18 protein-coding genes and 1 riboswitch are annotated in these 23945 nt (G+C 27.8%); of the genes, 13 read left to right on the top strand and 5 right to left on the bottom strand.

The annotated features are described in order from the left end of the window. The 8 genes from CLPUN_RS21805 to CLPUN_RS21775 all read left to right on the top strand — a co-directional run bounded on the left by CLPUN_RS21805 (position 1) and on the right by CLPUN_RS21775 (position 6292). Complete coding sequence (locus CLPUN_RS21805) at positions 1-1653, top strand: ABC transporter ATP-binding protein (RefSeq protein WP_158078819.1); 1653 nt, start codon at positions 1-3, stop codon at positions 1651-1653. A 367-nt stretch (positions 1654-2020) separates the two neighbouring features. Further along, on the top strand, positions 2021-2359 hold the full coding sequence (locus CLPUN_RS21800; RefSeq protein WP_077849330.1) for an acyl carrier protein: 339 nt from the start codon (positions 2021-2023) through the stop codon (positions 2357-2359). A 49-nt stretch (positions 2360-2408) separates the two neighbouring features. Next, on the top strand, positions 2409-2723 hold the full coding sequence (locus CLPUN_RS21795) for a PadR family transcriptional regulator (protein WP_077849329.1): 315 nt from the start codon (positions 2409-2411) through the stop codon (positions 2721-2723). Continuing rightward, positions 2716-3312: a DUF1700 domain-containing protein gene (locus CLPUN_RS21790; protein ID WP_077849328.1), complete on the top strand. Its 597-nt coding sequence runs from the start codon at positions 2716-2718 to the stop codon at positions 3310-3312. The genes CLPUN_RS21795 and CLPUN_RS21790 overlap by 8 nt, the downstream gene beginning before the upstream one ends. Beyond that, positions 3300-3467, top strand: coding sequence for a hypothetical protein (locus CLPUN_RS27810; RefSeq protein ID WP_158078818.1), 168 nt, complete (start codon positions 3300-3302; stop codon positions 3465-3467). The genes CLPUN_RS21790 and CLPUN_RS27810 overlap by 13 nt, the downstream gene beginning before the upstream one ends. Positions 3468-3837: 370 nt before the next feature. Beyond that, entirely contained in the window at positions 3838-4740 is a 903-nt protein-coding gene (locus tag CLPUN_RS21785) for an ABC transporter ATP-binding protein (RefSeq protein ID WP_077849327.1), read from the top strand. 31 nt (positions 4741-4771) lie between these two features. Continuing rightward, entirely contained in the window at positions 4772-5464 is a 693-nt protein-coding gene (locus tag CLPUN_RS21780; RefSeq protein ID WP_077849399.1) for an ABC-2 transporter permease, read from the top strand. A gap of 27 nt (positions 5465-5491) precedes the next feature. Then, the gene (locus tag CLPUN_RS21775; protein ID WP_077849326.1) at positions 5492-6292 is read left to right on the top strand and encodes a DUF4097 family beta strand repeat-containing protein; all 801 of its coding nucleotides are present in this window, start codon (positions 5492-5494) and stop codon (positions 6290-6292) included. Between the two features lie 310 nt (positions 6293-6602). Here CLPUN_RS21775 and aroF read toward each other — a convergent pair whose 3' ends face one another. Together aroF and CLPUN_RS21765 are read right to left on the bottom strand one after the other, a co-directional pair. Then, positions 6603-7676, bottom strand: coding sequence for a 3-deoxy-7-phosphoheptulonate synthase (gene aroF, locus CLPUN_RS21770; protein ID WP_077849325.1), 1074 nt, complete (start codon positions 7674-7676; stop codon positions 6603-6605). Positions 7677-8427: 751 nt separating this feature from the next. Continuing rightward, positions 8428-9402: a 2-hydroxyacid dehydrogenase gene (locus CLPUN_RS21765; protein ID WP_077849324.1), complete on the bottom strand. Its 975-nt coding sequence runs from the start codon at positions 9400-9402 to the stop codon at positions 8428-8430. Positions 9403-9758: 356 nt separating this feature from the next. On the opposite strand from CLPUN_RS21765, the gene CLPUN_RS21760 reads away from it, so the two are divergent. Continuing rightward, a complete protein-coding gene (locus tag CLPUN_RS21760; RefSeq protein ID WP_158078817.1) occupies positions 9759-14348 on the top strand; it encodes a non-ribosomal peptide synthetase in 4590 nt (1529 codons plus the stop codon). 47 nt (positions 14349-14395) lie between these two features. Then, entirely contained in the window at positions 14396-15652 is a 1257-nt protein-coding gene (locus CLPUN_RS21755; protein WP_077849322.1) for a hypothetical protein, read from the top strand. A gap of 186 nt (positions 15653-15838) precedes the next feature. Here CLPUN_RS21755 and CLPUN_RS28925 read toward each other — a convergent pair whose 3' ends face one another. Further along, positions 15839-16792 (bottom strand): hypothetical protein, encoded by a 954-nt coding sequence (locus tag CLPUN_RS28925; protein WP_077849321.1) that lies wholly within the window; start codon positions 16790-16792, stop codon positions 15839-15841. Positions 16793-17222: 430 nt separating this feature from the next. Between CLPUN_RS28925 and CLPUN_RS21745 the strand changes: the two genes are divergently transcribed. After that, positions 17223-19964, top strand: a complete 2742-nt coding sequence (locus tag CLPUN_RS21745; RefSeq protein WP_242954224.1) for a cellulase family glycosylhydrolase — start codon at positions 17223-17225, stop codon at positions 19962-19964. Positions 19965-20137: 173 nt separating this feature from the next. Here CLPUN_RS21745 and CLPUN_RS21740 read toward each other — a convergent pair whose 3' ends face one another. Continuing rightward, positions 20138-20584, bottom strand: coding sequence for a hypothetical protein (locus tag CLPUN_RS21740; RefSeq protein WP_077849319.1), 447 nt, complete (start codon positions 20582-20584; stop codon positions 20138-20140). Between the two features lie 352 nt (positions 20585-20936). Next, positions 20937-21320, bottom strand: a complete 384-nt coding sequence (locus CLPUN_RS21735; protein ID WP_077849318.1) for a response regulator — start codon at positions 21318-21320, stop codon at positions 20937-20939. Between the two features lie 246 nt (positions 21321-21566). Next, positions 21567-21650, bottom strand: a riboswitch (cyclic di-GMP riboswitch). A 695-nt stretch (positions 21651-22345) separates the two neighbouring features. Between CLPUN_RS21735 and CLPUN_RS21730 the strand changes: the two genes are divergently transcribed. Continuing rightward, positions 22346-23095, top strand: a complete 750-nt coding sequence (locus tag CLPUN_RS21730; protein ID WP_242954223.1) for an alpha/beta fold hydrolase — start codon at positions 22346-22348, stop codon at positions 23093-23095. 18 nt (positions 23096-23113) lie between these two features. Continuing rightward, a complete protein-coding gene (locus CLPUN_RS21725) occupies positions 23114-23872 on the top strand; it encodes a hypothetical protein (protein WP_143329101.1) in 759 nt (252 codons plus the stop codon). Positions 23873-23945: the final 73 nt, after the last annotated feature.

Raw genomic sequence — 23945 nt, 5'->3', positions numbered from 1 at the left:
ATGAAAACTTATTTAAAAAAAAATAAATGGCTTCTTTTGATTTCATTATTCTTAAGTATGGTTGTTTCTGCAGGTGTTGTATTTTTAGCCGCAATATTACAAAACATAGTAAATGTAGCTACAGAAGGTTCGATAGACGATTTTTTTACAACGATTGAAATTTCAGTGGGATATTTGTTAATACTTGGTGTATGTAAATATGTTCATGCTATTTGTAATAAAATCTTGATAAAAAGAATTAATCTAAGTATACGACAAGACATTTTTAAAAATATTTTTGAAGAGGGATATGAAACGTTTGAGGAAGGAGATTCAGCAAAATATATTTCAATGCTCACAAATGATATAAAAATAATAGAAGAGAATTATATTATTCCATTATTTAAAATAATTGAAAATAGCATTACATTTTGTCTTGCAGTATATATGTTATTTATAATTAGTCCAATTGTGTTAATAGCTTTATTTAGCTGTTTATGTTTGATTTTTATTGTATCCGCTATATTTAGTAAAATTCTGCAAAAAAAGCAAGAATATTATTCAGATGCATTAGGAAAGTATACAGCTATAATAAAAGATTTATTGGGTGGATTTACAATAATTAAAAGTTTCAATGAGGCACATAATGCAAATAAAGATTTTAAAATTGAAAACCGCAATTTAACAAATATTAAATATAATTTGGATTCTACACTTGTAATGAATCAAACTACATCGGATATTTTAGGGTTGCTGACAATGTTTGTAGTAGTATCTATTGGTTCTTATAAGGTGCTATCAGGTGATTTATTGGTAGGAACATTAATTGCTTTAGTTCAACTTAGTAATTCTTTTGTAAATCCAGTAATGGAAATAACTATGAGTATTCCACAGATGCAAAGTATTAAACCAATTTTAAATAAAATGAAAAATATAGGTAAATTTGCTGAGAGTAAAAAAAATTTAAAAAATTTGGAATGTTTTAGTGAGGTTATTGATGTAAAGAACCTAACCTTTGGATATGATGAAAAGATAAATGTACTAAATAATATAAATTTAAAAATATTTAAAAATAAAAAAATATTAATATTGGGTAAAAGTGGAAGTGGAAAGACAACTTTAGTAAAACTGATTCTAGGCCAAAACACGAATTACAAAGGTAAAATAGAGTGGGATCATGAAGATATAAAAGAAATTGATGTTTCAAATGTATCTGCATATATACAACAAAATGTATATATATTTAATAAATCAGTGAGAGAAAACATTTCATTGTATAAAGATTTTCCAGATGAAGCAATAATAAAAGTTCTAAAAGAAAGTGGTCTTACGGATATAGCACTCGATGATATAGGTTTAAATTTTTCAGGAGGGCAAAAGCAGAGAATTTCTGTTTCAAGAGCATTAATCAGAAATAAATCAGTACTTGTTGTGGATGAAGGCACATCAGCAGTTGATATAAAAACCAGCAATCAAATAGAAGAAAATTTATTAAATAGAAATGACTTAACTATGATAGTAATTAGTCATAAAATAAACAAAAATATTCTAAAGAAGTATGACCAGATTATTTGTATGGATAAAGGTAAGATTATTGAACAGGGAACTTATGAGGAACTGATGGATAATAATAGTTTTTTGTCAGAATTTATTTCAGTTATAGATGAAAAATAACAAAATCCAGAACTTATACAATTGCTATAAATAATTTGTATAAGGTATTTTCTAAGTGAAGACAACTTCTTCTTGGCAATAATTAAGTTAATAAATTGTTACAATAAGAAGTTGTTTTTATGTCAAATTTGCTAATTTATTTTTATGGAAGCTGTACATTATAAAATTAAAGAAGATAAAGAAATAATAGTAAACATTCCCTAAAATTCGGCATTGAACAGATTATTAAAACAATAAGTTCCTTATGTCGCATATGCCATTCACTCTATTTATTACTAATTTCTGTAAGAATTTTATAAAAATAGAAAAAACATCTTGACACACAATACATCGCATTGTATAGTATTGTGTATAAGGAGGTTTTATAATGGAGATAGATATTTATGTTCCTTCTGACTTAGAAAAGAAAACTGATGGAGTTAACAATAGAAGGTCGGAAAAAAGGATTCAGGAAATTTTAATTGACATATTTAAAAAGGTACTGGAAATAGAGAAAGTGAGTATAAGCGATTCTTTTTATGACTTAGGAGGACACTCATTTAAGTTAATGATGTTGATAAATTATATAGAGAAAAAATTTGGAGTAAGACTCAAAATTCAAGAAGCAATGCAAGCCAAAACAATAGAAAACTTCAGCTTGATTATAAGTAAGGCTAACAACTTCAAAAAATTTAAAGAAATTCCACCTGCAATACCTCTAGAATAATCCTTATAAAGATAATGTAGAATTTAATAATGGGTTAGGAGAGATGATAATGAACATACAACTAAAAAAGGGGTTGCTAGAAGTCTGTATTCTTGCTGTATTAAAAAAAGGTGACTCATATGGCTATCAAATTATAAAAGACATTTCCGAATGTATAGAAATATCTGAATCTACATTATACCCAATTTTAAAAAGGTTAGAAGCAAATGGGTATGTTGAGACATATTCTGTAGAGCATAATAGCCGATTAAGAAAATATTATCAGATAACTCTTAGTGGGAAAAAGCATATAGAAGATTTTTTATATGATTGGAAAAAAATTATGGATATATATTTTTTTATAGGAGGTAAGAGTTATGAATAAGGAAGAATTTCTAAGAGATTTGATGAAACAGCTATCGTCTCTAGGAGAAACTGAGTGTGATAAGTTTCTGACATATTATGATGAGATGATTAATGATTATATAGAAGATGGATACACCGAAAGTCAAGCCATAGACAAGATTGGTGATTCTAAGCGTATTGCTAAAAATATTATAGAAGAACAAGGAAGTGTCATATTAGCAGAATCATCTGTAGGAAGGAAGCTCTTTCAAATAGTACTATTGATTCTTGGATTTCCATTATGGGGATCTATACTTTCAGTAATAATCATATTAGCATTATGTGCATTTATAATAATTTTGTGTATACCTTTGATTACAGGCGTAATAGCACTTGCAGGTTTTGGAGGAGGATTATGGAGTATAGTAGGCTCTTTATTTTGTCTAAAGCAGGGACTTCATATTGTGGTCACGCAAATAGGATTTGGAATTTTATTATTAGGTATAAGTATTTTATGTATGTGGATAACACAATTTTCAATTGTAAAATTTTTAAATATTATGAAATTATTTATACAGGGAGTCGCTTCTGTATTTAGAAAGAAGATGGTGAGAAAATGGAAATTATAAATATAAAGAAATTTTGCTTAAAATTAAGTTTTATTTTAATACTTACGGGATTAATTATATCGTTTATAGGATTTGCAATTTCAGGGTTTGATAAAAATGCATATAAGACATCTGGTGAAGACCATTGGTATAGAACCATCACATTTATAGGATAAATGTGTATACTAATTTCCAATGTTTAAAGGCTAGAGACTATTAGGTAATTACGAAACTAGTTCGCAAACTTGATTCAAAATATAGAAGAAATTCCGCAATACAAAATTTCTTGTAAAAGAGAATACGAAAGTATACTTTAATAGTTTCAATAAAATATGAAATATGCAAGTATTAAGCTATTAAAGGCTTTAAACTTTTGATAGGCCCACGATGATGAATTTATCAGCAACGACAGTCATCAGTTCCACTGAAAACACATGGATAAGCAGGAACTCCTTTTCTGGACAAATGTAAATATATTGCATTTAATACAGATTACAGCATTCTTCAAAAATCTATAGTGAATATATATGAAGGGAGTATATTAAAATGAACGCAATTATAAAAAGTCAAAATTTATGTAAATCAAGAGGAAAACAGAAAGTAATAAAAAATGTATCTATGAATGTAAATGAAGGAGAAATATATGGTTTTTTAGGCCCAAATGGGGCTGGAAAAACTACAATCATGAAAATGCTACTTAATCTAGTTAAACCTACATCTGGTGATATTTTTATTTTTGGTGAAAAGATAAAAGAGACCTCGTATGATTATCTGGCAAGAATAGGAAGCATAATTGAGTATCCAGTGTTTTATAATAAGTTAACTGTTTTGGAAAATCTAAAATTGCATTGCGAATATTTAGCAATCGCCAATTATTCATCAATTGATTGGGCGTTAGATACTGTAGGGTTAAAAGAAATTGAACAAAAGAAAGTCAGTGATCTTTCTTTGGGGATGAAACAAAGGCTTGGCATTGCAAGAGCTATAATCTCAAAACCTAAACTACTTATATTAGATGAGCCAATCAATGGAATGGATCCTGTGGGAATTAAAGATGTTAGAGAATTATTATTAAAACTAAAGAAAAAATTTAATATCACAATATTAATATCCAGTCATATCATTTCAGAGATAGAATCAATAGCAGATACTATCGGAATTATAAACAACGGAAATTTAATTAAGGAAGTAAAAATGGATGATATTATAAAAGGGAATTTGGAGTATATAGAATTAGAAGTTGATAATGGAAATAAAGCTATTTCAGTCCTTGAAAAAGCTTTGAAAATAAAAAAATATGAGATTAAAAATAATACTTTGAAAATATATGATAAGAATATTTCACAAAAGGAAGTGAATAAAGAATTAATTAATAATGGACTGGATGTAATAGGAACTGCAAGAAAGCACATTACATTAGAAGAATATTTTATAAATAATATTAAATAATAGGAAGAAGGTAATAAAATTGATTAATCTTATGAAATTAGAATGGAAAAAGAATAAAGTTGATGGATATATTTTTTACGCTATTATTTGTATGATTTGCATATTTGTTGCAATGGCATTTATGTCTTTATCATCAAACAATATGGGAGATCCTATGTTTGAAGATTATCTGTCATTTATGTCGTTAACCAATATATTAATAAAAATTACTTTTTTTATATTTAGTGGAACGATGATAGCCAGTATTGTGATAGATGAGTTTAAATATAATACAATATCTATTGCTTTCTCATATCCTATTTCAAAGAAAAAAATAATTAAGGCTAAACTACTCATTATAATGATTTTTTGTTTTTGTAATATTATGATTACAACTTTCATTATTAATGTACTTATATTTTATTTGAATCCTATCTTACATTTTTTTGAAACCCCTGTTAAGCTATCAGAGATATTAAATACGATACCATCGGTGATTTCACTTTCTATAATGTGTGCAGGTTTTAGTTTAATTCCTATGTATTTTGGTATGAGACGTAAATCAACATCTACTACTATTACGTCCTCTGTAATTATAGGCTTTCTTTTAAATTCAATGGTTTCAAATGGAAATTCTTCAGTTAGTTTAGGACAGATAACAGCTGTGCCATTAATTCTTTGCATTGTGGGAATGTTAATCGGATATCTATCTTATTGGAATATAGATAATAAGGATTTGGGTTGAAAATTTTTAAAAGAAAGGGTGTGCTCAATGAAGAAATTTATTTTTTTTATATTTGTTATTAGTATAGCTTTATTTGGGCTAACAAGCTGTAGTAAACAAGAAAAAAATCTTACGCATGACTTTTCACTGGAAAAAGTTAAAAAAATAAATATAAACAATAATTCATGGGATTTATTATTTAAAAGTTCTCAGGATGATGAAATTCATGTGGAAACAAGTAGTAAAGATGATAAGTCAGAAAATCCAATTGATATCGATTTGGAAAGTGGAGTACTAAATATTACTCAAAATGATGATTCTAGTAGTTTTGAAGATGGATTTACCTTTGGAAGTCGAAACAAGGTTATAGTATATTTGCCAAAGGATTTGAGTAGTCCTGTAAATGTAGAAAATAAAAACGGTGATATAATGATAGAAAATGTGTCGATTAGTGATCTGAAACTTACCAATTCATCCGATGATATAACAATAAAAGATAGTTCAATAAAGAAATTGCAAGCTGAATCGAAATCTGGAGGTCTATATTTTACCAATGTATTAGATAATGAGATATACGTAAGTACAGGCTCTGGTGATATAGTTTTCAAAGATTTTACCGAACGTCAAACTTCTGATATAAAAACCGGTTCGGGTGATATTAGTGTTTCATATAAAATTAAACCAACATCATTAAAATTAGGAGTTACAAGTAATTCTAAAGATATCTCAGTACGTTTGGATGATTTAAAATTAGAGGTAGATACAAAAGGGAAAAAAGAAGGAACGATTGGTGTCGGGAATAATAGCTTAAAGGCTAATAGTGATACTGGGACTATTAGTATCCGGTAGAAAGAATAATTTTAGACGTATAAGTTTTACTATAAATACTGCGTTAATTTTACGATAGATTTATGTAAATATAGTAGACATAAAAAGTATAACTTTTAATGTTGCACTTCTAGCTAGTAACTCAGCTTCTTTTGGAGTTATATAATTAATAGCAGAGTGCAGTCTTTCGTAAGCATCAAAGATTTGATGGTTATAATTACTAAAATTAAAGTTATATAATAATGAGCTGCTACAAAACTAGCATAGTTAGTTTTGTAGCAGCTCATTAATGATTTTGTCTGATTGCTAAGCATGTATTGGAAGGATTGGATTATACAAAATTATATTTTAAAGAAGTTATTGAAGACATTCTATTAGTGTTATTATAAATCTGAATTTCTTTAGACTCCAAACTTGTTATAATTTTAATTTTATCCATTAATCCATCAAACTCATCTGGAGTAAGTGATTGTTGTCCATCACTAAGCGCATTTTCTGGATCATTATGAACTTCTATCATAAGCCCGTCACTGCCAGCGGTAATTGCTGCTTTTGCCATAGGTTCTACTAAGTAAGCATATCCACCTGCATGGCTTGGATCAATAATTATCGGTAAATGTGATAATTTTTTAATTACTGGGATAGCTTGTAAATCTAAAGTGTTTCTAGTAATTGTTTCAAAAGTTCTAACTCCTCTTTCACAAAGAATTACATTTTCATTTCCACCTGCCATAATATATTCTGCTGACATTAACCATTCTTCTATAGTTGCTGATAAACCTCTCTTTAATAAAATAGGCTTATTAGTTTTCCCAATTTGTTTTAAAAGATCAAAGTTTTGCATATTTCTGGCACCGATTTGGATAATATCGACTTCTTCAACAAATGTATCTATATAATCAGTTGACATAAGTTCGGTGACTATCGGAAGCCCTGTTTCGTGCTTTGCAGTCTTTAAAAATTTTAAACCTTCAAGTTCTAGTCCTTGAAAACTATATGGAGAAGTTCTCGGTTTAAATGCGCCTCCCCTTAAAAAGTTTGCACCTGCTGTTTTCACTCTTTTGGCAATTTTAACTATTTGCTCTTCGCTTTCAATTGAACATGATCCCGCTATTATCCCTAAATGTTTTCCACCTATAATTGAACCATTAACTTCAATTATTGTATCTTCTGGTTTAAACATTCGATTTGCCTTTTTAAAAGGTTCCCGTACTTTCATCACTCTATCAACACCTTCAAGAACTTCTATTTTCTTAGAATCTATTATAGAGGTGTCACCTATAATACCTATAATATAGTATATATGCCCTTTAAAAACATTAGTATCCAATCCTTTTTCTCGAATAATTGTTTTCACTTTTTCTATATTTTCTTTACTTGCTTTTGGGTTCATTATAATTATCATTTTAACCTCCATTTCGCTGCTACCGCTAGCGACACAAATAGTAACGAAAAATTTGGCGTTGCGGTTTCACCACTTAGCAATAATAAAACTGAGAGGAAGATATACTACGAAACATAAGTAGGTGAGTCATAGATTACATCTCAGTTTAAAGCATTATTTTAATTAATGTAAAAATTATCTTTCAAACACAAAAAGAGTGAATAGTAGTGACCCGTTCACATCTTGATTATGTAATTAACTGCTAAAGTAGAATTTGTACTGATAAAATGACAAAGTCCTATAAAAGTACAATTGAACTTCTCTGCACCATTTCTAGAGTTAACAGACACTTTCCAATTATTATCATCTCCGAAATCAGTACTAATATGTCTCAAGTTTCAACAGTTTATATTGCTGGGAACGATTAACGCGGAGCAATAATGAATTCGTTAGTAATAAGTAATTAGTCTATTACTCTCATTTTTTACTATTTTATCACTTATATGTATTTTTTTCAATGTTTATAAAAATATTGTTGTAAATTACAATATTTTTATAAAAAATGTAAGAATGCTTATGGATTATAATTTTTACAATTATTAATATATGTTTAAACCTGACCTACGGGAAGTTAATAACTAATTAATAATTAGATTTTAAGAGAAAATTTAATTTGACAATAATAAAAAACCACCATATTTATAGTGTAAAATTGATTTGCGGAGTCAATCTACATACAAAAGGTGGTTTATTTATGATTAACTTGAATAACTTATTTGATTAATTCAGGAACAAGGTTAGGTGGAATTTCTCCATAAGAGCCTTTAACAAGATTTAAAGCAGCTGTCTTAACCATATTATAAAGAGTGCTACTTGTACCAGAACCTATATGGGGAAGGGTAATTACGTTTGGTATTTTAATAAGAGGATTATCCGTGCCAATAGGCTCTGTTTCGTAAACATCTAAACCAGCTCCAAGAATTTTTTGATTTTGAAGTGCATCAACTAAGGCCTCTTCATTTACAATTTGCCCGCGAGAAGCGTTAATAAGGATGGCGCTTTTTTTCATCATAGCAAATTCTTTGAAATCTATAAGATGGTAAGTGTCTTTGGTGAGTGGAGTCAATAGTACAATAAAGTCAGATGTTTTTATAAGAGACTCAAATTCACAATATTGTATACCTAGATTTTTTTCAACTTCAGGTTTTCTGTTTCTATTATAGTAAATCACATTCATATCAAAGCCTAATTTCGCTCTTTTAGCTACAGCAGTACCTATATTGCCCATACCTATTATTCCTAGGGTAGAGTGATGAACATCTTTTCCCAAAAGATTTAGATTATATTCATGAGTCCAGTTACAATTTTTGACGTAGCTATCTGCTTGAACAATTTTACGTGCTGAACATAAGATTAATCCAAATACTAAATCTGCTACGGTATCGTTTAATATACCAGGTGTATTAGTTCCCATAATATTTCTTCTTTTCATTACTTCTAAATTAAAATTATTATAACCAGCAGAAATGTTGCTAACAATTTTTAATTTAGGAGCATGATCTAATAAAGCTTCGTCAATTTTTATTCCATATAACATTACACCATCTTTGTCGCTAATCCTATTAAATAATTCATCTTGAGGGATTTCTGTGTTTTTACCCCATTTTTCGTAGTCGCAGAATTTGCCGATGTATTCCTCCACTTCATAAGGAATTTTTCTTGCAATATATACTTTTGGTCTATTCATTATTATACCTCCATTTTTAATATATTTAATGAGTAAATAGAAATGTGTAAATTTATGGTTTGTGTAAACCTATATCAATGCAAAAATTGTAGCTAATATTAAAAAAAAATATAAATATGGAAAAAAATAAATAAAATGTAAGAATTTAATTGCAATTTTACAATAAGTGTAATAATATGTATATTATATAACATTAAAGGAAAAAAATACATAAAAATAAGTAAAAATACAAATGAAGATAAAAGTAGGCATGATTTAGAACAAAATTAAAGGGGCATTAGAAATAAAAAATGAGCAAAATGGGCGGTTGTAGAGTTTTCGAGATTGCTCAGAATAAATATGGGGGGAATATTATTATGAAAAATAGTTATCAAAAACCAGGTGATCAAATGGAAGAAGATATGTTATATCCATTGTCATTTGAACAGAATCAATTATTAAATTTAGGGAAAGGAGAAATTGATAATCCATGCCATATAGTACAAGCTATTATTTCTATAGAAGGAAATGTAAATATAGATTTGATAAAAAAGTCATGGACTTATATAGTAAAAACTCATGATAGCTTTAGAATAAATTTTATTAAAAATAACGGAAAAATTTATCAAGAATTTGTTGAAATAGAGGGTATTGATTTTGAAGTAATTGATTTAACAAAATTAGAAAAATTGCAGCAAGAAGAATATATAAAAAATGAGGTTTCTCAAGAAATAAATAAATCATTTAAATTAGATGAAGATTTATTATTTAGAATTAAAGCACTTAAGGTATTAGAAAAAGAGTATAAATTTATTTTTACTGCAAATGAAATTATTATTGATGAACATTCTTTATATGTAATTGCCAATGAATTAAAGAAATATTATCTTACTTTGAGTAAAAATAAAAATATGAACTTTAACTGTCAATATAGTTTTCGAGAACATTCTATATGTCAAAATAATAGTATAGCATCTGGTAATTTAAATATACAAAAAAAGTATTGGGAAAATATGCTTTCGGAGGATTTGCCAGTTTTTGATATTTGCACTGACAAGAAAAGGGAAATGAGCATCGCATATAAAGGTGATTTTCAATCTGTGTTATTAGATTGTGAAGTATCAAATAAATTAAAAAAGCTGGCGATAGAGAATAAAACTTCTTTATCTATGATTCTTTTAACTGCATTTAGAATTTTATTATACGATTATACAGAGCAAGAAGATATTATTATAGGATTATCATATATAAATCAAAATACAACTACAACAAAAGATTTCATTGGATGTTTAACAAATATTTTGCCATTAAGGATAAGAAATTCAAAAGATTATACATTTTCAGAGCTTTTGAATTATACAAAAAAAGTGTGGGATGAAAGCTATTCAAATTCTAGTTATCCACTTTTTCATATACAAAAAGGAATAAAAGAGAATTGTAATGATAATATTTTTCAAGTTATATTAAAAACAGATTTCAAACATGCAGACAGGTTATATGATACTAATAAAGACGATGATATACATATATCGTGTACAATACTAAAAACAGGATTTACAAAATATCCATTGACACTTTATGCCAAAGAAGAGGATGAGCAAATATATTTAGAACTTTCATATTTAGTAGATTTGTTTGATAAGAGCTTCATTCAAAGATTAATTAAAAACTATGAGATACTGATTAATAGTATTTTAAAAGATTCAAATATGAAAATTTCAGAACTTGATTATTTGTCTTTTGAAGAAAAGGACATGTTAGTAAATTCTTTAAATAATACATATAGAAATTATAATTATGATTTGAGTGTATCTCAGTTATTTGAAAAAATTGTAGAAGAATTCCCAAAAAAAGTTGCGTATATCTACAAAAACAATACAATTAACTACATAGAGCTAAATGCGCGTGCTAATAAGTTAGCCAATTATTTAAAAAAGAAAGATGTTAAACAGGATGATTATGTAGCAATTTGTGTAGATAAATCTTTTGAAATGGTTGTTAGCATTTTAGCTATTATAAAGCTTGGAGCTGCATATGTTCCTTTAGACCCAGAACATCCAATATCAAGGTTAGAAGAAATAATAAAGGACACTAATGTGAAACATCTTTTGGTAAAATCAGATACTGATAAATTTGAGACGTTTAATGGAGTTAAAGTACTTATTGATAAGGAAAAAAATTTAATTAGTCATGAAAGTGAAGATAATGTTAATCTTAAATTTGAGAAAGATAATACTATAAATATTATTTATACTTCATCCTCAACAGGAAAGGCTAAAGGTGTTAAAATAGGCAACAGAGCTGTGCTTAATAGATTAAATTGGATGTGGCAAGAATATCCTTTTTCACATAATGATGTAGTATCTTTTCATAAGTCATATTGTCTTGTGGCTGCCATATGGGAATGTTTTGGAGGCTTATTGAAAGGAACTCCCACTTTACTGTTAGAACGAAAGGATGTATTAAATCCTGTAATCTTATGGAGAAAACTAGTAGAAAATAAGGTTTCATATTTTCTTTCTAATCCTGCATTGATTCGAGGAATTTTGAAACAAGGAAAATTACATCCTGGCGAATGGAATTCCTTAAAAATTGCAACAACAAGTGCAGAGCCTATATCTGTTAATTTGATTGAAGAGTGGTATGAGGTTTTTACAAATGTTCCACTATTAAATTTATATGGAGCAAGTGAGTGTTCTTCCAACGCCTTAGTATATGATACACGATTTATGAGTAGTGATCATAATAGGGTACCTATTGGAAGAGGATTATCTAATACAAAGATTTTTATTCTTAACAAGGATGAAAAATTAGTGCCATATGGAGCTGTTGGGGAGCTGTGTATTTCAGGAGATTGCGTTGCACAAGGATATTTAAATTTAGATGAACTAAACAGGGAAAAATTTATTAAAAAGCCTTCTTTAGGAATTGATAATGAAGTACTTTATAAAACTGGAGATCTAGCTAGATATATGGAAGATGGTAATGTAGAACTAATAGGTAGGAAGGATAATCAGGTAAAAATAAGAGGATTTAAGATAGAAATTGAAAATATCGAATTGACACTTCAAAGATATGAAGGAATAGGTAGATGTGCCGTTAAAGTATTTGAAAATGAGAATGGAGATAAATCCATGATTGCATATATTGAGAGTAAAGATGTTATACCTGTATCAAAGGTAAGGCAATTCTTATTAAAGTATTTACCGGATTATATGCTTCCAGTAGGGTATGTTTTTTTGGATAAAATGCCGTTAACTCCTACAGGAAAAGTTAACAGAAAAAATTTAAAAGAACCTATAATTGATGAAGTAGCAGTATATAATGACTTTGTTCCTCCCAATACTGTAATAGAGAAATTTCTGGCCAATATTTGGAGTGAATTGTTAGGAAGACAAAAGGTTGGAATTCAAGATGATTTTTTTGAATTAGGTGGACATTCTCTTATAGCAATGGAGCTTGCATCCGGAATATATAATAGATTTAATGTGGAAATTTCTGTATCTAAAATATTTGAACATTCTACAATTTCAATGTTATCAAAGGATTTAGAAGTGTTGGTAAGCGGCAAGTCATTAGAAAATAAGGAAAATATCAAGAAAAAAATAATTCAAAGAGATACCTCTTTAACTTTAGGGCAATATTTATGCTTCAGCCTTGGAGAGCATATGGTAGAGCCAGAATATTTTAATATTGTTAGAGTATGTGAAGTGGGAGGCGATTTTGACTCAAATAAACTTAAACAGGTTTTGAGATATTTATGGAAAATGCATGATTCACTTAGGGCAAGATTTATAAAGCAGACAGATGTATGGCATCAAATTATTGATGAACCAAATGACCAGATACCATTTAAAGAATTTAAGTTTGAAAATATTTCTATAAATGAGGAAAGAGACATAATCAAAGAATACAATGAGAAACTTCAGCATTGTTTTGATATTTCAAAAGGACCCTTAGGACTTGTTGCTTATTTAAATTTTGGATCCAATAGACCTGGTAGAGTCTTGATTATTTTACATCACTTAATATCGGATGGATATTCAATGGTTATTTTTATGAAAAATCTTGAGAGAGGGTATAAACAGTTAGCTGAGGGTAAACAAATTAATCTAATTAAAGAAAGAACAACCCTAAGAGAATGGTGTGAAATATTAGATGAATATAGTTCCTCTAAAAAACAGTTGAATGAAATTGAATACTGGTCATCACTACCATGGGATCAGGTGGCTAAACTTTCAGCTGATTATCCAGAAAATGAAAATGAAGGATCAATACGGTCAATGGAAGAGGTAGTTGTGGGATTGGATATTGAAGAAACAAAGATATTAAGTAGACAGATTCAAATAAAATTAAATATTGAAGCTACAAATGTTTTAATTTTTGCTTTAACCAAAGCTATTTCAGAAGCTACAAAAAAAAGGTGGGTGGAACTAAATGTTGTAAGTCATGGGCGTGATATTGTACAAAGTGAACAACAGTTGAATTTAGCAAATACTATAGGATTTTTTGCGTATGCAAGAAGTTTAGTTTTAAAGCAAACTAGCCATAACGATTTATTGCATGAATTAAAACTGTTTAATGAACAAATTAATAATGTACCTAATAATGGTTATGGGTATAATATTTTAAGTACTTTTGCCCATAAGGATAAAATTAAAAAGATTCCTTTTGTAATGTCTGGAATTATGTTAAATTACAGAGGAGAATTTAATGAGATATCTAATGAAAAAAGTGTATTCAAAATAACAAATGAGTTTCCACATCTTTCATTTAATCCTGAAAGTAAAATATTTAGACCTAATCGTATGCTTATTATGATAGATGGAGCGGTGTCTAGTAAACATTTGGTCCTTTCTTGGAAGTATAGTAATAAATTATTAAAGAGAGAATCAATTGAAACTTTAGCAAATAGAACTATAGATATTCTAAAAGAAGTTATAAGTATAACCACAGATCTTTATTAATTTTTATAGATGATAATAGTTAAATTAAGATATTAAGGGGTGAAAGTATGAGATTTAAGGCTGAGATTTCTGATCAATTTCAATTTTTATCTGGAGTTTATAAGTACAATGATCACCAGACTCACTGCATTATTGATTTTGATAATAAGATGAATAAAGAAATTTTAAAAAAATCAGTTATTTTAATGCTAGACATAGTACCTATTTTGGGATGTGCTTATGTAGAAAATAAAAAATCGGCTTATTGGGAAAGAGTTGATAATTTTAAATGGAAGGACGTAATAAGATATGTAGATAATAGGGAGGAATTCAATAATTTTATAACATCGAAAACAAATGAATTTAAGGGGCCTCAGATTAAAATTTGTTTGCTAGATTCAGATGAAGATTCATTAGCTATAATTATTAATCATATGGTATGTGATGGCGGAGGACTTAAACAATGTTTATATTTACTAAGCGATTTGTATTCAAAGCTTATAGATAATGCTGAGTATTTACCTAATTATAAAATAAATACAAATAGAAGCACAATAAAGATTAATCAAGAGTTTAGTTTAATAGAGAAAATAAAGATTATTAAATCACTAAATAAGGGAATGAAAAATAATAATTTTTATAAATTTCCTATGACTGAAGAAAAGGAAATTAGTCCATTTGTTCTAAAACATAAAATAAGTAAAGAAAGATATTTTAAAATCAAAGATTACTGCAAAAAATATAATGTTACAATAAATGATATATTTCTTGCAGCATATTATAGAGTACTTTATGGAATTTTGGATATAAATCTTGAAAAGCCTCTTACTATTCCTATAATGGTAGATATGAGAAAACATTTAAAAAAAGAAAAAATTGACTCAATATGTAATTGTACATCTTCAATTGTTACAAGAATTGATTATAAACTTAGTGATAGTTTTGATGATACGGTTAAAAAAGTTAATGAATATATGACTTTGAGAAAAAATAAATTCATGGGTATAGAATTATTTTTTAAAGTGTCGCTAATTTCCAAATTATTTAGTTATGAAAAAAACAAAAAATTAATGAAAAAAATTGAAAATCCTTTCATTTGCATGAGTAATACAGGTGTTCTTGATTCAGAAAAATTTTCATTTAAAGGCATATCAATAAATGATATATCTATATTTGGATCAATAAAATATCCTCCATATTTTCAATTAGTATTGAGCAGTTATAATAATACTATAAATTTGAATGTAAGTTTATATGGAACTTTAAAGGATAAAGAAAATATAGAAAATTTTTTTAAGTTGATGGATAGGGAACTTCCTGCATAATAAATTTAATTATCTGAACAGATATACATATTTCAGATTTGATTAATAAATTAATCAAACTTCATTGCAAGCCAACACTTAGTCGTGTGAAAATTTGTTTTGAAACAACACAACTGTATCTAAGTTAGCTAAAAGACCTATTTAGATACAGTTATTTATAGATTTACGAATTTAATCTTAAACCTCTTAAAAGTTGAATTGGTTATAGATTTGGTTCATAATATTATAAACTATTGGATCCTTTGCTTTTAGCTGACTTCGGAAGTCAGCTCTGAAGAATCTACTAGAGGTTTCAGCAAAGTTTTCATGTGAGTAGTCCCAACCATAAGAACCAGCGTAGAAATCATTATTTTTAATAGAATCATCATAAAGTTTATTCCATAGTGTGACTAAGTTGCCAGTTCCATAATTGATCTTAGTTCTAGGATCTACTCCAAAGTAAAAATCATTAGTTGTTGAGGTTGAATCCTCGATGCAATGTGCCATTTCATGAAACATGATATCTATTGCTCCGTCTGAATTTGCCATAGTACCAGCAATTATACGCATTCCAAATCCATCATTTGGGTTACCAAATTTTTCATTGGCATCAAGAGCTCCTGGTTTCTCCAAGATGATATAAATACCATTACCATTGTTGGTTAGTGTTTTGTACCATGTATTCTTTAACTTTGAGTCAAAATAAAGTTTATTTAATACATATGGTATGTATTTTTTTGTGTTCAAAAATTCAGCTGTTGTAGAATTATCATAACCAAAAATATAAACTGCTAGGCTTTTTGCTCCACTTGGGTTGGTATTGTATGCAGTGTTAGCGTTTTCTGTTGGGTCAGCATATGCATATGCAACTTTGGTGCAATTCTGAACCAAGCCTTTGAATTCTTGAGTTCTTTTGCTAATATTAACCTTACTAGCAGGTAGTACTTTAACAGTAGTTTTGTTGATGTAATCATCTGGATTAATGGAAGTATTATTTGATGCTTTAGAAGAAGCTTTTGTTGTACTTGAAGTTGATACATTAAAAGTGTCTTCTGTTGAGTTTAAAGTTGTTGCTGCAAAAGCAGTATTTCCAGTCATCAATAAAGAACTAGTCATGACTATTGCTGCTAAAGCAGTAATAATTCCTTTTCTTTTTAACATTTTTATCCCCCATTCAAATTTATTATTTAGATTTTTGGATAAATTTATACTTATTGTTATTATCTTACGATAATTTGATAATTCGTAGAAGTGTTTTATCTTAAAATCAAGAAATATCATCGTTATTGTTGCTAAGTGTAAAGTAGTTATTAAAATATAGCTTTAAACAATCGGTATTTTATTCAATTGAAAATGAATTTTGTTGATTCGTGAAATTTCTTAAATATCGAATTAAGTAAGTATAATGAACATTTACGATGAAGAAGTTAACGATTACGATGAATAGGTTAACATAAAAGTAATGTTATGGTAGATTAGTATATATATTGTATAGTGTAATATGGTTATATTGTCGACTTATTAAGAATATAAACATATTTATGCATGTATATTTGGAAATTTATCGTAAAATAAATGAAAGGAATGATTTATGATGAGAAAGAAAAAACGAATAATATCATTATTGATGTTTTTAGGGATGTTATTCACTTGTACCATTGGAAATGCTTCGTTTAAAGTATTTGCTGCGGCAGAGAATGGTAATACAACAAAAGGAGAATCAACAAAGATTTATGCAAGTGCCTTTGCACAGAATACTGATGACTGGACTTGGATGAGCATAGGAGATACTGCTAGTTTAGTATATCAGGATGTGACAAATTTCAATGCGAACAACACTACCAATGCATTAGTAAATGCAAATAATACTGCAAACTTTGGTATACAGATTGCTGATGGAAACCTTGCAGCAGGGGATTCAAGCACATTAAAATTCAAGGTTGGTACAGTTAAAATTAAAGCTGAAGGTTATGAGGATGTTATAATTAATCTAAATAAAGATTATTCGGAAGTTTATTTAGCAGAAGCTGCTACCTGGGGTCTTACTGGAAATAGTACTCAAATTTTACTGAATGATTATCTTCCAAAAGATGCAACTGAGAAAGTAAACTATCTACACAAGATTACTAGTATTACAGCAGATATAACTTTATCAGAATATAGCTATACTAAAGCAACACCAACAACACCAACAACAGGTGAAGCTATATATACAACAAAAGGGCAAACAACAAAGATTTATGCTAGTACCTTTGCACAAAATACTGATGATTGGGCTTGGATGAGTATGGGAGATACTGCTAGTTTGATATATCAAGATGTGACAAATTTCAAAGCTATCGATACTGCTAATGCATTTGCAAAGTCGAATAGTACTGCAAACTTTGGTATAAATATTGTTGACGGAAACCTTGCGGAGGGAGATTCAAACATATTAAAATTCCATGTTGGTACCATTATAATTAAAGCTGATGGTTACAATGATCTTGTAGTTAATTTAAATAAAGATTACTCAGAATCATATTTAGCATCAAAGGTTAGTTGGGGAATTACTGGAAACAATACACAAATTTTATTAAACGATTATTTACCAAAAGATGCAACAGAGAAAGCAAACTATTTACACAAGATTACAACTGTTACAGCAGATATTACATTATCAGAATATCAGTACATTAAAGCAGTAGCACCAGAACCAGAGTTTCCTGATGACTATACTCATCCAACTACAATGCGTGGTCTTTCTGCTATGGATTTAGTAAAAGATATGAAGGTTGGCTGGAACTTAGGAAATACTTTAGAATCAGCTGGCGGGGAAACTGGATGGGGTAATCCTGTAACAACAAGAAAGATGATTGATGAGATAAAGAAGGCTGGGTTTAATACTGTTCGTATTCCAGTAAGATGGGATGAACGTTATACTGATACTAACTATACTATTGATCCAACATATATGGCACGTGTTGAAACAGTTGTAAACTATGCACTTGCTAATGATATGTATGCAATTGTTAATATTCACCATAATAAAATACAGAGTGAAATGAATGAAGCAAGCAAAGCTAGCGTTCTTAATGAAGGAAGTGCTGTATGGAAGCAGATTTCAGAGCATTTTAAAGATTATAGTGATAAATTAATCTTCGAAACAATAAACGAACCAAGAAATGAGGAAGACTGGATAGGTAATGCATCGTATTATAATGTCGTAAATGAATATAATGCAAAAGTACTTTCTGTAATGCGTTCAACTGGTGGGAACAACGATAAGAGACTTGTAATGATACCTACTTATTGTGCAGCATCAGATTATGATAAGATTTCTGCTATGGTAGTGCCAAAGGATGATAATGTAGCAGTATCTATACATGCTTATTTACCATATAATTTTGCCTTGAACGAAGCTCCTGGTACTCAATCTACCTTTGGAGATGCTGATAAGTTGCAGCTTGATAAAGTTTTCAGATTATTAGACAAAACTTTTAAACAAAAAGGAATTCCTGTTGTTATCGGTGAATTTGCAGCTACAGATAAAAATAATTTACAAGATAGAATTAACTTTACAAGATACTATGCACAATTAGCAACTAGCTATGAAATGCCATGTTTCTGGTGGGATAATAGTAATTCTGCTATGACTAGTAAAAGTAATGCTATGGCGCTGTTCAACAGAAAAACTCTTAAATTTGTATATCCAGAAATCGTGAAAGCAATGTTTGATGGCTGGAATGATCCAAAAGATGTTACTAATTATGATGAAAATATGATGTTTAGTGGCACAGCAACTTCTTCAAATTGGGGACAAGCACTTTCACTTTATTATGGTTCAGATTTTGTGGATGCTGATTTTTCTAATAAATTAGCTATAGCTGTAGAGTACACAAGTGAAAAAGCACCTCAATTAATTTTGTCAGGAAACTTAGCTAGTGTAAATTGGGTAACAGTAAATCCTGAAATAACTAAATCAAACGAAACTACAAATATTGCATATTTTACTCTTAATGATATGGTAAGTGCATACAAAAAGGCTCTTTCAAACTATGACAGTTATGGCAAAGTTTTACCAGGACTTCAGACTATTTTAGTGGGGGATCAAGGTGCAAATCTGACAGTAACAAAGGTTTATAAAATATATAATTTTGGTGAACCTCTTTTAGGAGATTTAGATAGTAATGGATTAGTTAATTCACTTGATGAAGCATTAATGAAACAATATTTTTTAGATAATTCTATAGCAATAAACAAAACTAATGCAGATATGAATAGTGATGGAAAAATTAACTTTAAAGACTTTATATTGTTAAGAAATAAATTGAATAGTATAATACCTATGTAAAGGACAATATAAAAAATCCACTTAGATAAAGTATCTAAGTGGATTTTTTTACGTGTACAAGCATATTGGTGATGAAAGTCCGTTGTGGTCTTAAGAATGGAATTACTAACCGATAAAAAATTTACGTCTATTACATAAAAGGGATCTTATTGATAGGGCCTCATATTTATTATTTATATATGGAAGCTTTCATTTTCGTCACATTTGACAGACATATCATAATTTAAATAATCATACGTTATTGGCTTATTATTAATTTCACGTACAATTATGTTAATAGAAATCTCATCATTAGATTCCATGTAATTAAGTATATTTTTTTCTTTTTTTGTTAAAGTTTTTTTATACTTTAATTTTTTATAAATATAATATTCGTCATCTGTAAAGCTATGATTATTTGATAGATTATATTTTATTATTTTTAATTTAAATTTTATCCATACCTTGAATTTTTTTAAAAAACTTACTATTCTCTTAAAAATTTTTTCAGATATTATTCTAAAAATTTTTGTCAAAGTTTCATCCATTATTTTAACTATAATAGGTGAAGCTAACCCACCTATAAAACTTATTGTACCAACAAATAATAGTTGCCAGGATTTTTCTATCCAATCTATCATGCTCTTCCTCCTTTTATACAAGCAATTATATAAAAATATCAAAGTTCTTTAAATCGTTCACAAGTCCTTATAAATACTACATTATATTAATATGTGAAACATTTATGAAATACTTCATATTTATTATATATATTCGTGTATTGCTCGTTTATGAATTTCTAGGAAGAAAGTATTAAATTATGTTGAACAATTTTTTCTGAATTTCATCAGCGGGGGTTCAAAGTTTTTTAATATTAATTCGTTATACGTATATTGAAATTTCCATATATTTTCAAATACTTAACATCATTATATTTACTAAATATTTTATAATGATGATACAAATATAAAATTTATATTTAAAAGTTATAATTTATTTCACAAATACTTTATTTACTAATTTAATCAGTTCATCATTAATTAATTCTTTTTTTATAAAGTAAGTAGCACCCAATGCCTCGCAAATACCTAATTCATTAGAAAAATTATTCTTACCACCATCTGAAAAAACAATTATATTTATGTCTTTATATTCTTCTCTTAGTTCTACTACAAGTTCTAATCCACTTTTTCTAGGCATAAATATATCCGTAATTATCAAATCAATATTACCTGATTTTTTATATACCTCAATTCCTTCTTCGCCATTAGATGCTTCACATACATTATAATTTGCATCTTCTAAAATAAGTCTTATAAAAGTTCTAATACTTGCAGAATCATCAACTACTAATATATTTTTTTGTGTATCATTCATTATTTTTCAACCTTTCTTTTTCAGCTTATAATATAAACATAATATATTGTAAAATTTGTATTAAAATAATTTATCAAAATTTCAAATACTATTAATAAATTCAGCATCTTTTTCGTATTGAATACAAATATTCATATTAGTGAAGATATTTTCGTAATATCATTAAATATCTTTTGAAATATAATTTATAATAAAGTATCACTCCTTTCTATTTAAAAAAATAAAGACCAATAGTCAGCTTGCACGCTAATTATTGGTCGGTTGCACTATTAACTCCAAATTCTCAAAGTGCCCAAATAAAGAGAATTTTTCATTGTTCCCACTTTTTCCCTATATTTTTAATATTATAAGTAAAACTACATATATATATAGTAAATTCGTTCACTATAATTTACATATTATATTATTATTATGATTAAATCAACAAATAATCTGTTATTTCGTTACTAAACTTGTATTTCTTATTTATTTACAATGTTCAGTATATTTACATATATAATAAAGTTTCAGCAAGAATAGAAAAGTTTAGTTAAAGATATTAAATATGATTAAGAACCACTTCTAAATTTAAATCAATTACTGAGAAAGATTACTGCTAAAAGCTATCCTAAAAACTTTATATTTAAGAATATAAATCACTTCGAACTCTTTGGAAACAAATGGTTTTATGATATACTGATTAGTATTATATGGTAAATAATAAAATCTATTTATATAAAAAACAAGCAATTAGAGAAGCTATAAACAAATCTATATTTTACAAATTTGTTTAAATAATAAAAAAATTACTTATAATGTGATAAAATAGTTATGAAATGTGGGAATGTTAATTGAAAAAAATTATATAATCCATAGCAGATAGTTATGGATTATACGACTTAAATAAAATACATAGTAAAGTTAATCAGTTTTATTATGATGAAAATGAAGTTTCTGAATTAATAGACGATTATGAAAAATTTTATTTTAAACCGGTTTTACCTAAAATCAAGGTTAAGAATGGTAAATTAATTTTTAAAAGTCAAGTGAAGAATGAAGATTGTAATAAGGATGCTATATTTTATACTAATTTAAATTCGAACAAAACTAAAGAAAATGTGAGCGTTATAATGATTCATGGTTGGAGATCTGAAGAATTAAATAGATTAGAACCTGTATTCTTAAATGACTTTAAAAAAAATCAATATAATATATACAGATATATTTTACCTTATCATATGGATCGATGCGATAAATCAAATTACGGTGGAGAATATTTTTATAGTGCTAATATTAATAGAACATTAAAATCAATTATGCAGTCTGTTAATGATATAAGAGCTTTGATTGCATATCTTAAGCAAAATAATGGTAAGGTTGTTATTATTGGATTGTCTTTGGGTGGACTTATATCAAATCTAATAGCAGAATATGAAGAAAATATTAATTTATTAATATCTATATTCCCAGCCAATAATTTAGCGTTTACAACTTTTGAGACAGAAGCAGGTAAATATGTAAAAAAGGATTTCTTAGAAAAATCGTTTGATTTTAATAAATTAAATGAAATTTGGACAATCATAAATCCAAGTTTAAACAAACCTATAATTGATTTGAATAAAATATTATTGATTCATGGTAGATATGATAAATATGTTTTATATGAAGATACTAAAAAGGTTTCTCAAAATTGGGGAGTAGGAAATGAAGTGTTAAAATGTGGACATTCAGGAATTGTCATTAATAAGAAGGAAATTAGAAATAAAGTTATAGATTTTATAAATAAAGAATTATAAAGGTGATACTATATGTATATGGTTGGTACTATTCTCGGATTATTTGTAACTGCAACTATAATATTAATAAAAGATTATGAAACAGAATCTACATGGTGGTTAGCAGGATTTTTATTTTTATGTGGTTTAGGTGCATTTTCATCAGTGACTGCAAGTATATTTAATAATATAATAGACCCTAAATATATGGACTTAGTATATTATATTAGTGCACGGCTATCAGTTTCAGCTCATTATTTAGCGCCAGTTTGTATACTGATTTACGCAATGCTTTATTCAAATTTAATAAATAATAAAATAGTATACCTTCTACTGTTTATTCCTGAAATTTTATGTTATATATTGTTACCAATAAAGAATAACGATTTAAAAACAACAACAGAACTTTTGCAATATATAGGAATATTATGTATTGTTGAGGTACCTTATCTATTTAGTGCTATTGTTTTGTTAATATATTCCTTTGTAAAGGAAAAATATTATTTAATAAAAAAATACAAGTTCGTTAATATAGTTATTATAGTATCAGGTCTTATTTACGTAACCCCATTCAATTTTATTCTAAGAGCTCTTGGAATGGAGAATTCGTGGGAATTATTTTCTATTTTAATACCAATACATTTTGTGATATTTATTTACTTTGCAAATAAATTTGCAGTATTTGGTGATACTATGAAATTTGATAAATATAAGTTTGCTTTTGAAAACATTATTGACTATATTTGTAGATTGTCAAGTACTTTTGACCCACTTTTGCAACTAAAATTGACCCACTAACAGTTTAATTTATTATGCTAACATCATAGCCGCTTTCGCGTAAGCGGATTATATTAATTTCTATAGTTTTAGC

It is taken from the genome of Clostridium puniceum (assembly GCF_002006345.1).
In the GTDB taxonomy this organism is placed as follows: Bacteria; Bacillota; Clostridia; order Clostridiales; family Clostridiaceae; genus Clostridium; species Clostridium puniceum.
This window is presented reverse-complemented; position numbering and strand designations above follow the sequence as displayed.

What these genes read in the sequence shown, in the direction of transcription:
- CLPUN_RS21805 (WP_158078819.1), top strand. Translation starts at nt 1, where the DNA reads ATGAAAACTTATTTAAAAAAAAATAAATGGCTTCTTTTGATTTCATTA.
- CLPUN_RS21800 (WP_077849330.1), top strand. Translation starts at nt 2,021, where the DNA reads ATGGAGATAGATATTTATGTTCCTTCTGACTTAGAAAAGAAAACTGAT.
- CLPUN_RS21795 (WP_077849329.1), top strand. Translation starts at nt 2,409, where the DNA reads ATGAACATACAACTAAAAAAGGGGTTGCTAGAAGTCTGTATTCTTGCT.
- CLPUN_RS21790 (WP_077849328.1), top strand. Translation starts at nt 2,716, where the DNA reads ATGAATAAGGAAGAATTTCTAAGAGATTTGATGAAACAGCTATCGTCT.
- CLPUN_RS27810 (WP_158078818.1), top strand. Translation starts at nt 3,300, where the DNA reads ATGGAAATTATAAATATAAAGAAATTTTGCTTAAAATTAAGTTTTATT.
- CLPUN_RS21785 (WP_077849327.1), top strand. Translation starts at nt 3,838, where the DNA reads ATGAACGCAATTATAAAAAGTCAAAATTTATGTAAATCAAGAGGAAAA.
- CLPUN_RS21780 (WP_077849399.1), top strand. Translation starts at nt 4,772, where the DNA reads ATGAAATTAGAATGGAAAAAGAATAAAGTTGATGGATATATTTTTTAC.
- CLPUN_RS21775 (WP_077849326.1), top strand. Translation starts at nt 5,492, where the DNA reads ATGAAGAAATTTATTTTTTTTATATTTGTTATTAGTATAGCTTTATTT.
- aroF (WP_077849325.1), bottom strand. Translation starts at nt 7,676, where the DNA reads ATGATAATTATAATGAACCCAAAAGCAAGTAAAGAAAATATAGAAAAA.
- CLPUN_RS21765 (WP_077849324.1), bottom strand. Translation starts at nt 9,402, where the DNA reads ATGAATAGACCAAAAGTATATATTGCAAGAAAAATTCCTTATGAAGTG.
- CLPUN_RS21760 (WP_158078817.1), top strand. Translation starts at nt 9,759, where the DNA reads ATGAAAAATAGTTATCAAAAACCAGGTGATCAAATGGAAGAAGATATG.
- CLPUN_RS21755 (WP_077849322.1), top strand. Translation starts at nt 14,396, where the DNA reads ATGAGATTTAAGGCTGAGATTTCTGATCAATTTCAATTTTTATCTGGA.
- CLPUN_RS28925 (WP_077849321.1), bottom strand. Translation starts at nt 16,792, where the DNA reads ATGTTAAAAAGAAAAGGAATTATTACTGCTTTAGCAGCAATAGTCATG.
- CLPUN_RS21745 (WP_242954224.1), top strand. Translation starts at nt 17,223, where the DNA reads ATGATGAGAAAGAAAAAACGAATAATATCATTATTGATGTTTTTAGGG.
- CLPUN_RS21740 (WP_077849319.1), bottom strand. Translation starts at nt 20,584, where the DNA reads ATGATAGATTGGATAGAAAAATCCTGGCAACTATTATTTGTTGGTACA.
- CLPUN_RS21735 (WP_077849318.1), bottom strand. Translation starts at nt 21,320, where the DNA reads ATGAATGATACACAAAAAAATATATTAGTAGTTGATGATTCTGCAAGT.
- CLPUN_RS21725 (WP_143329101.1), top strand. Translation starts at nt 23,114, where the DNA reads ATGGTTGGTACTATTCTCGGATTATTTGTAACTGCAACTATAATATTA.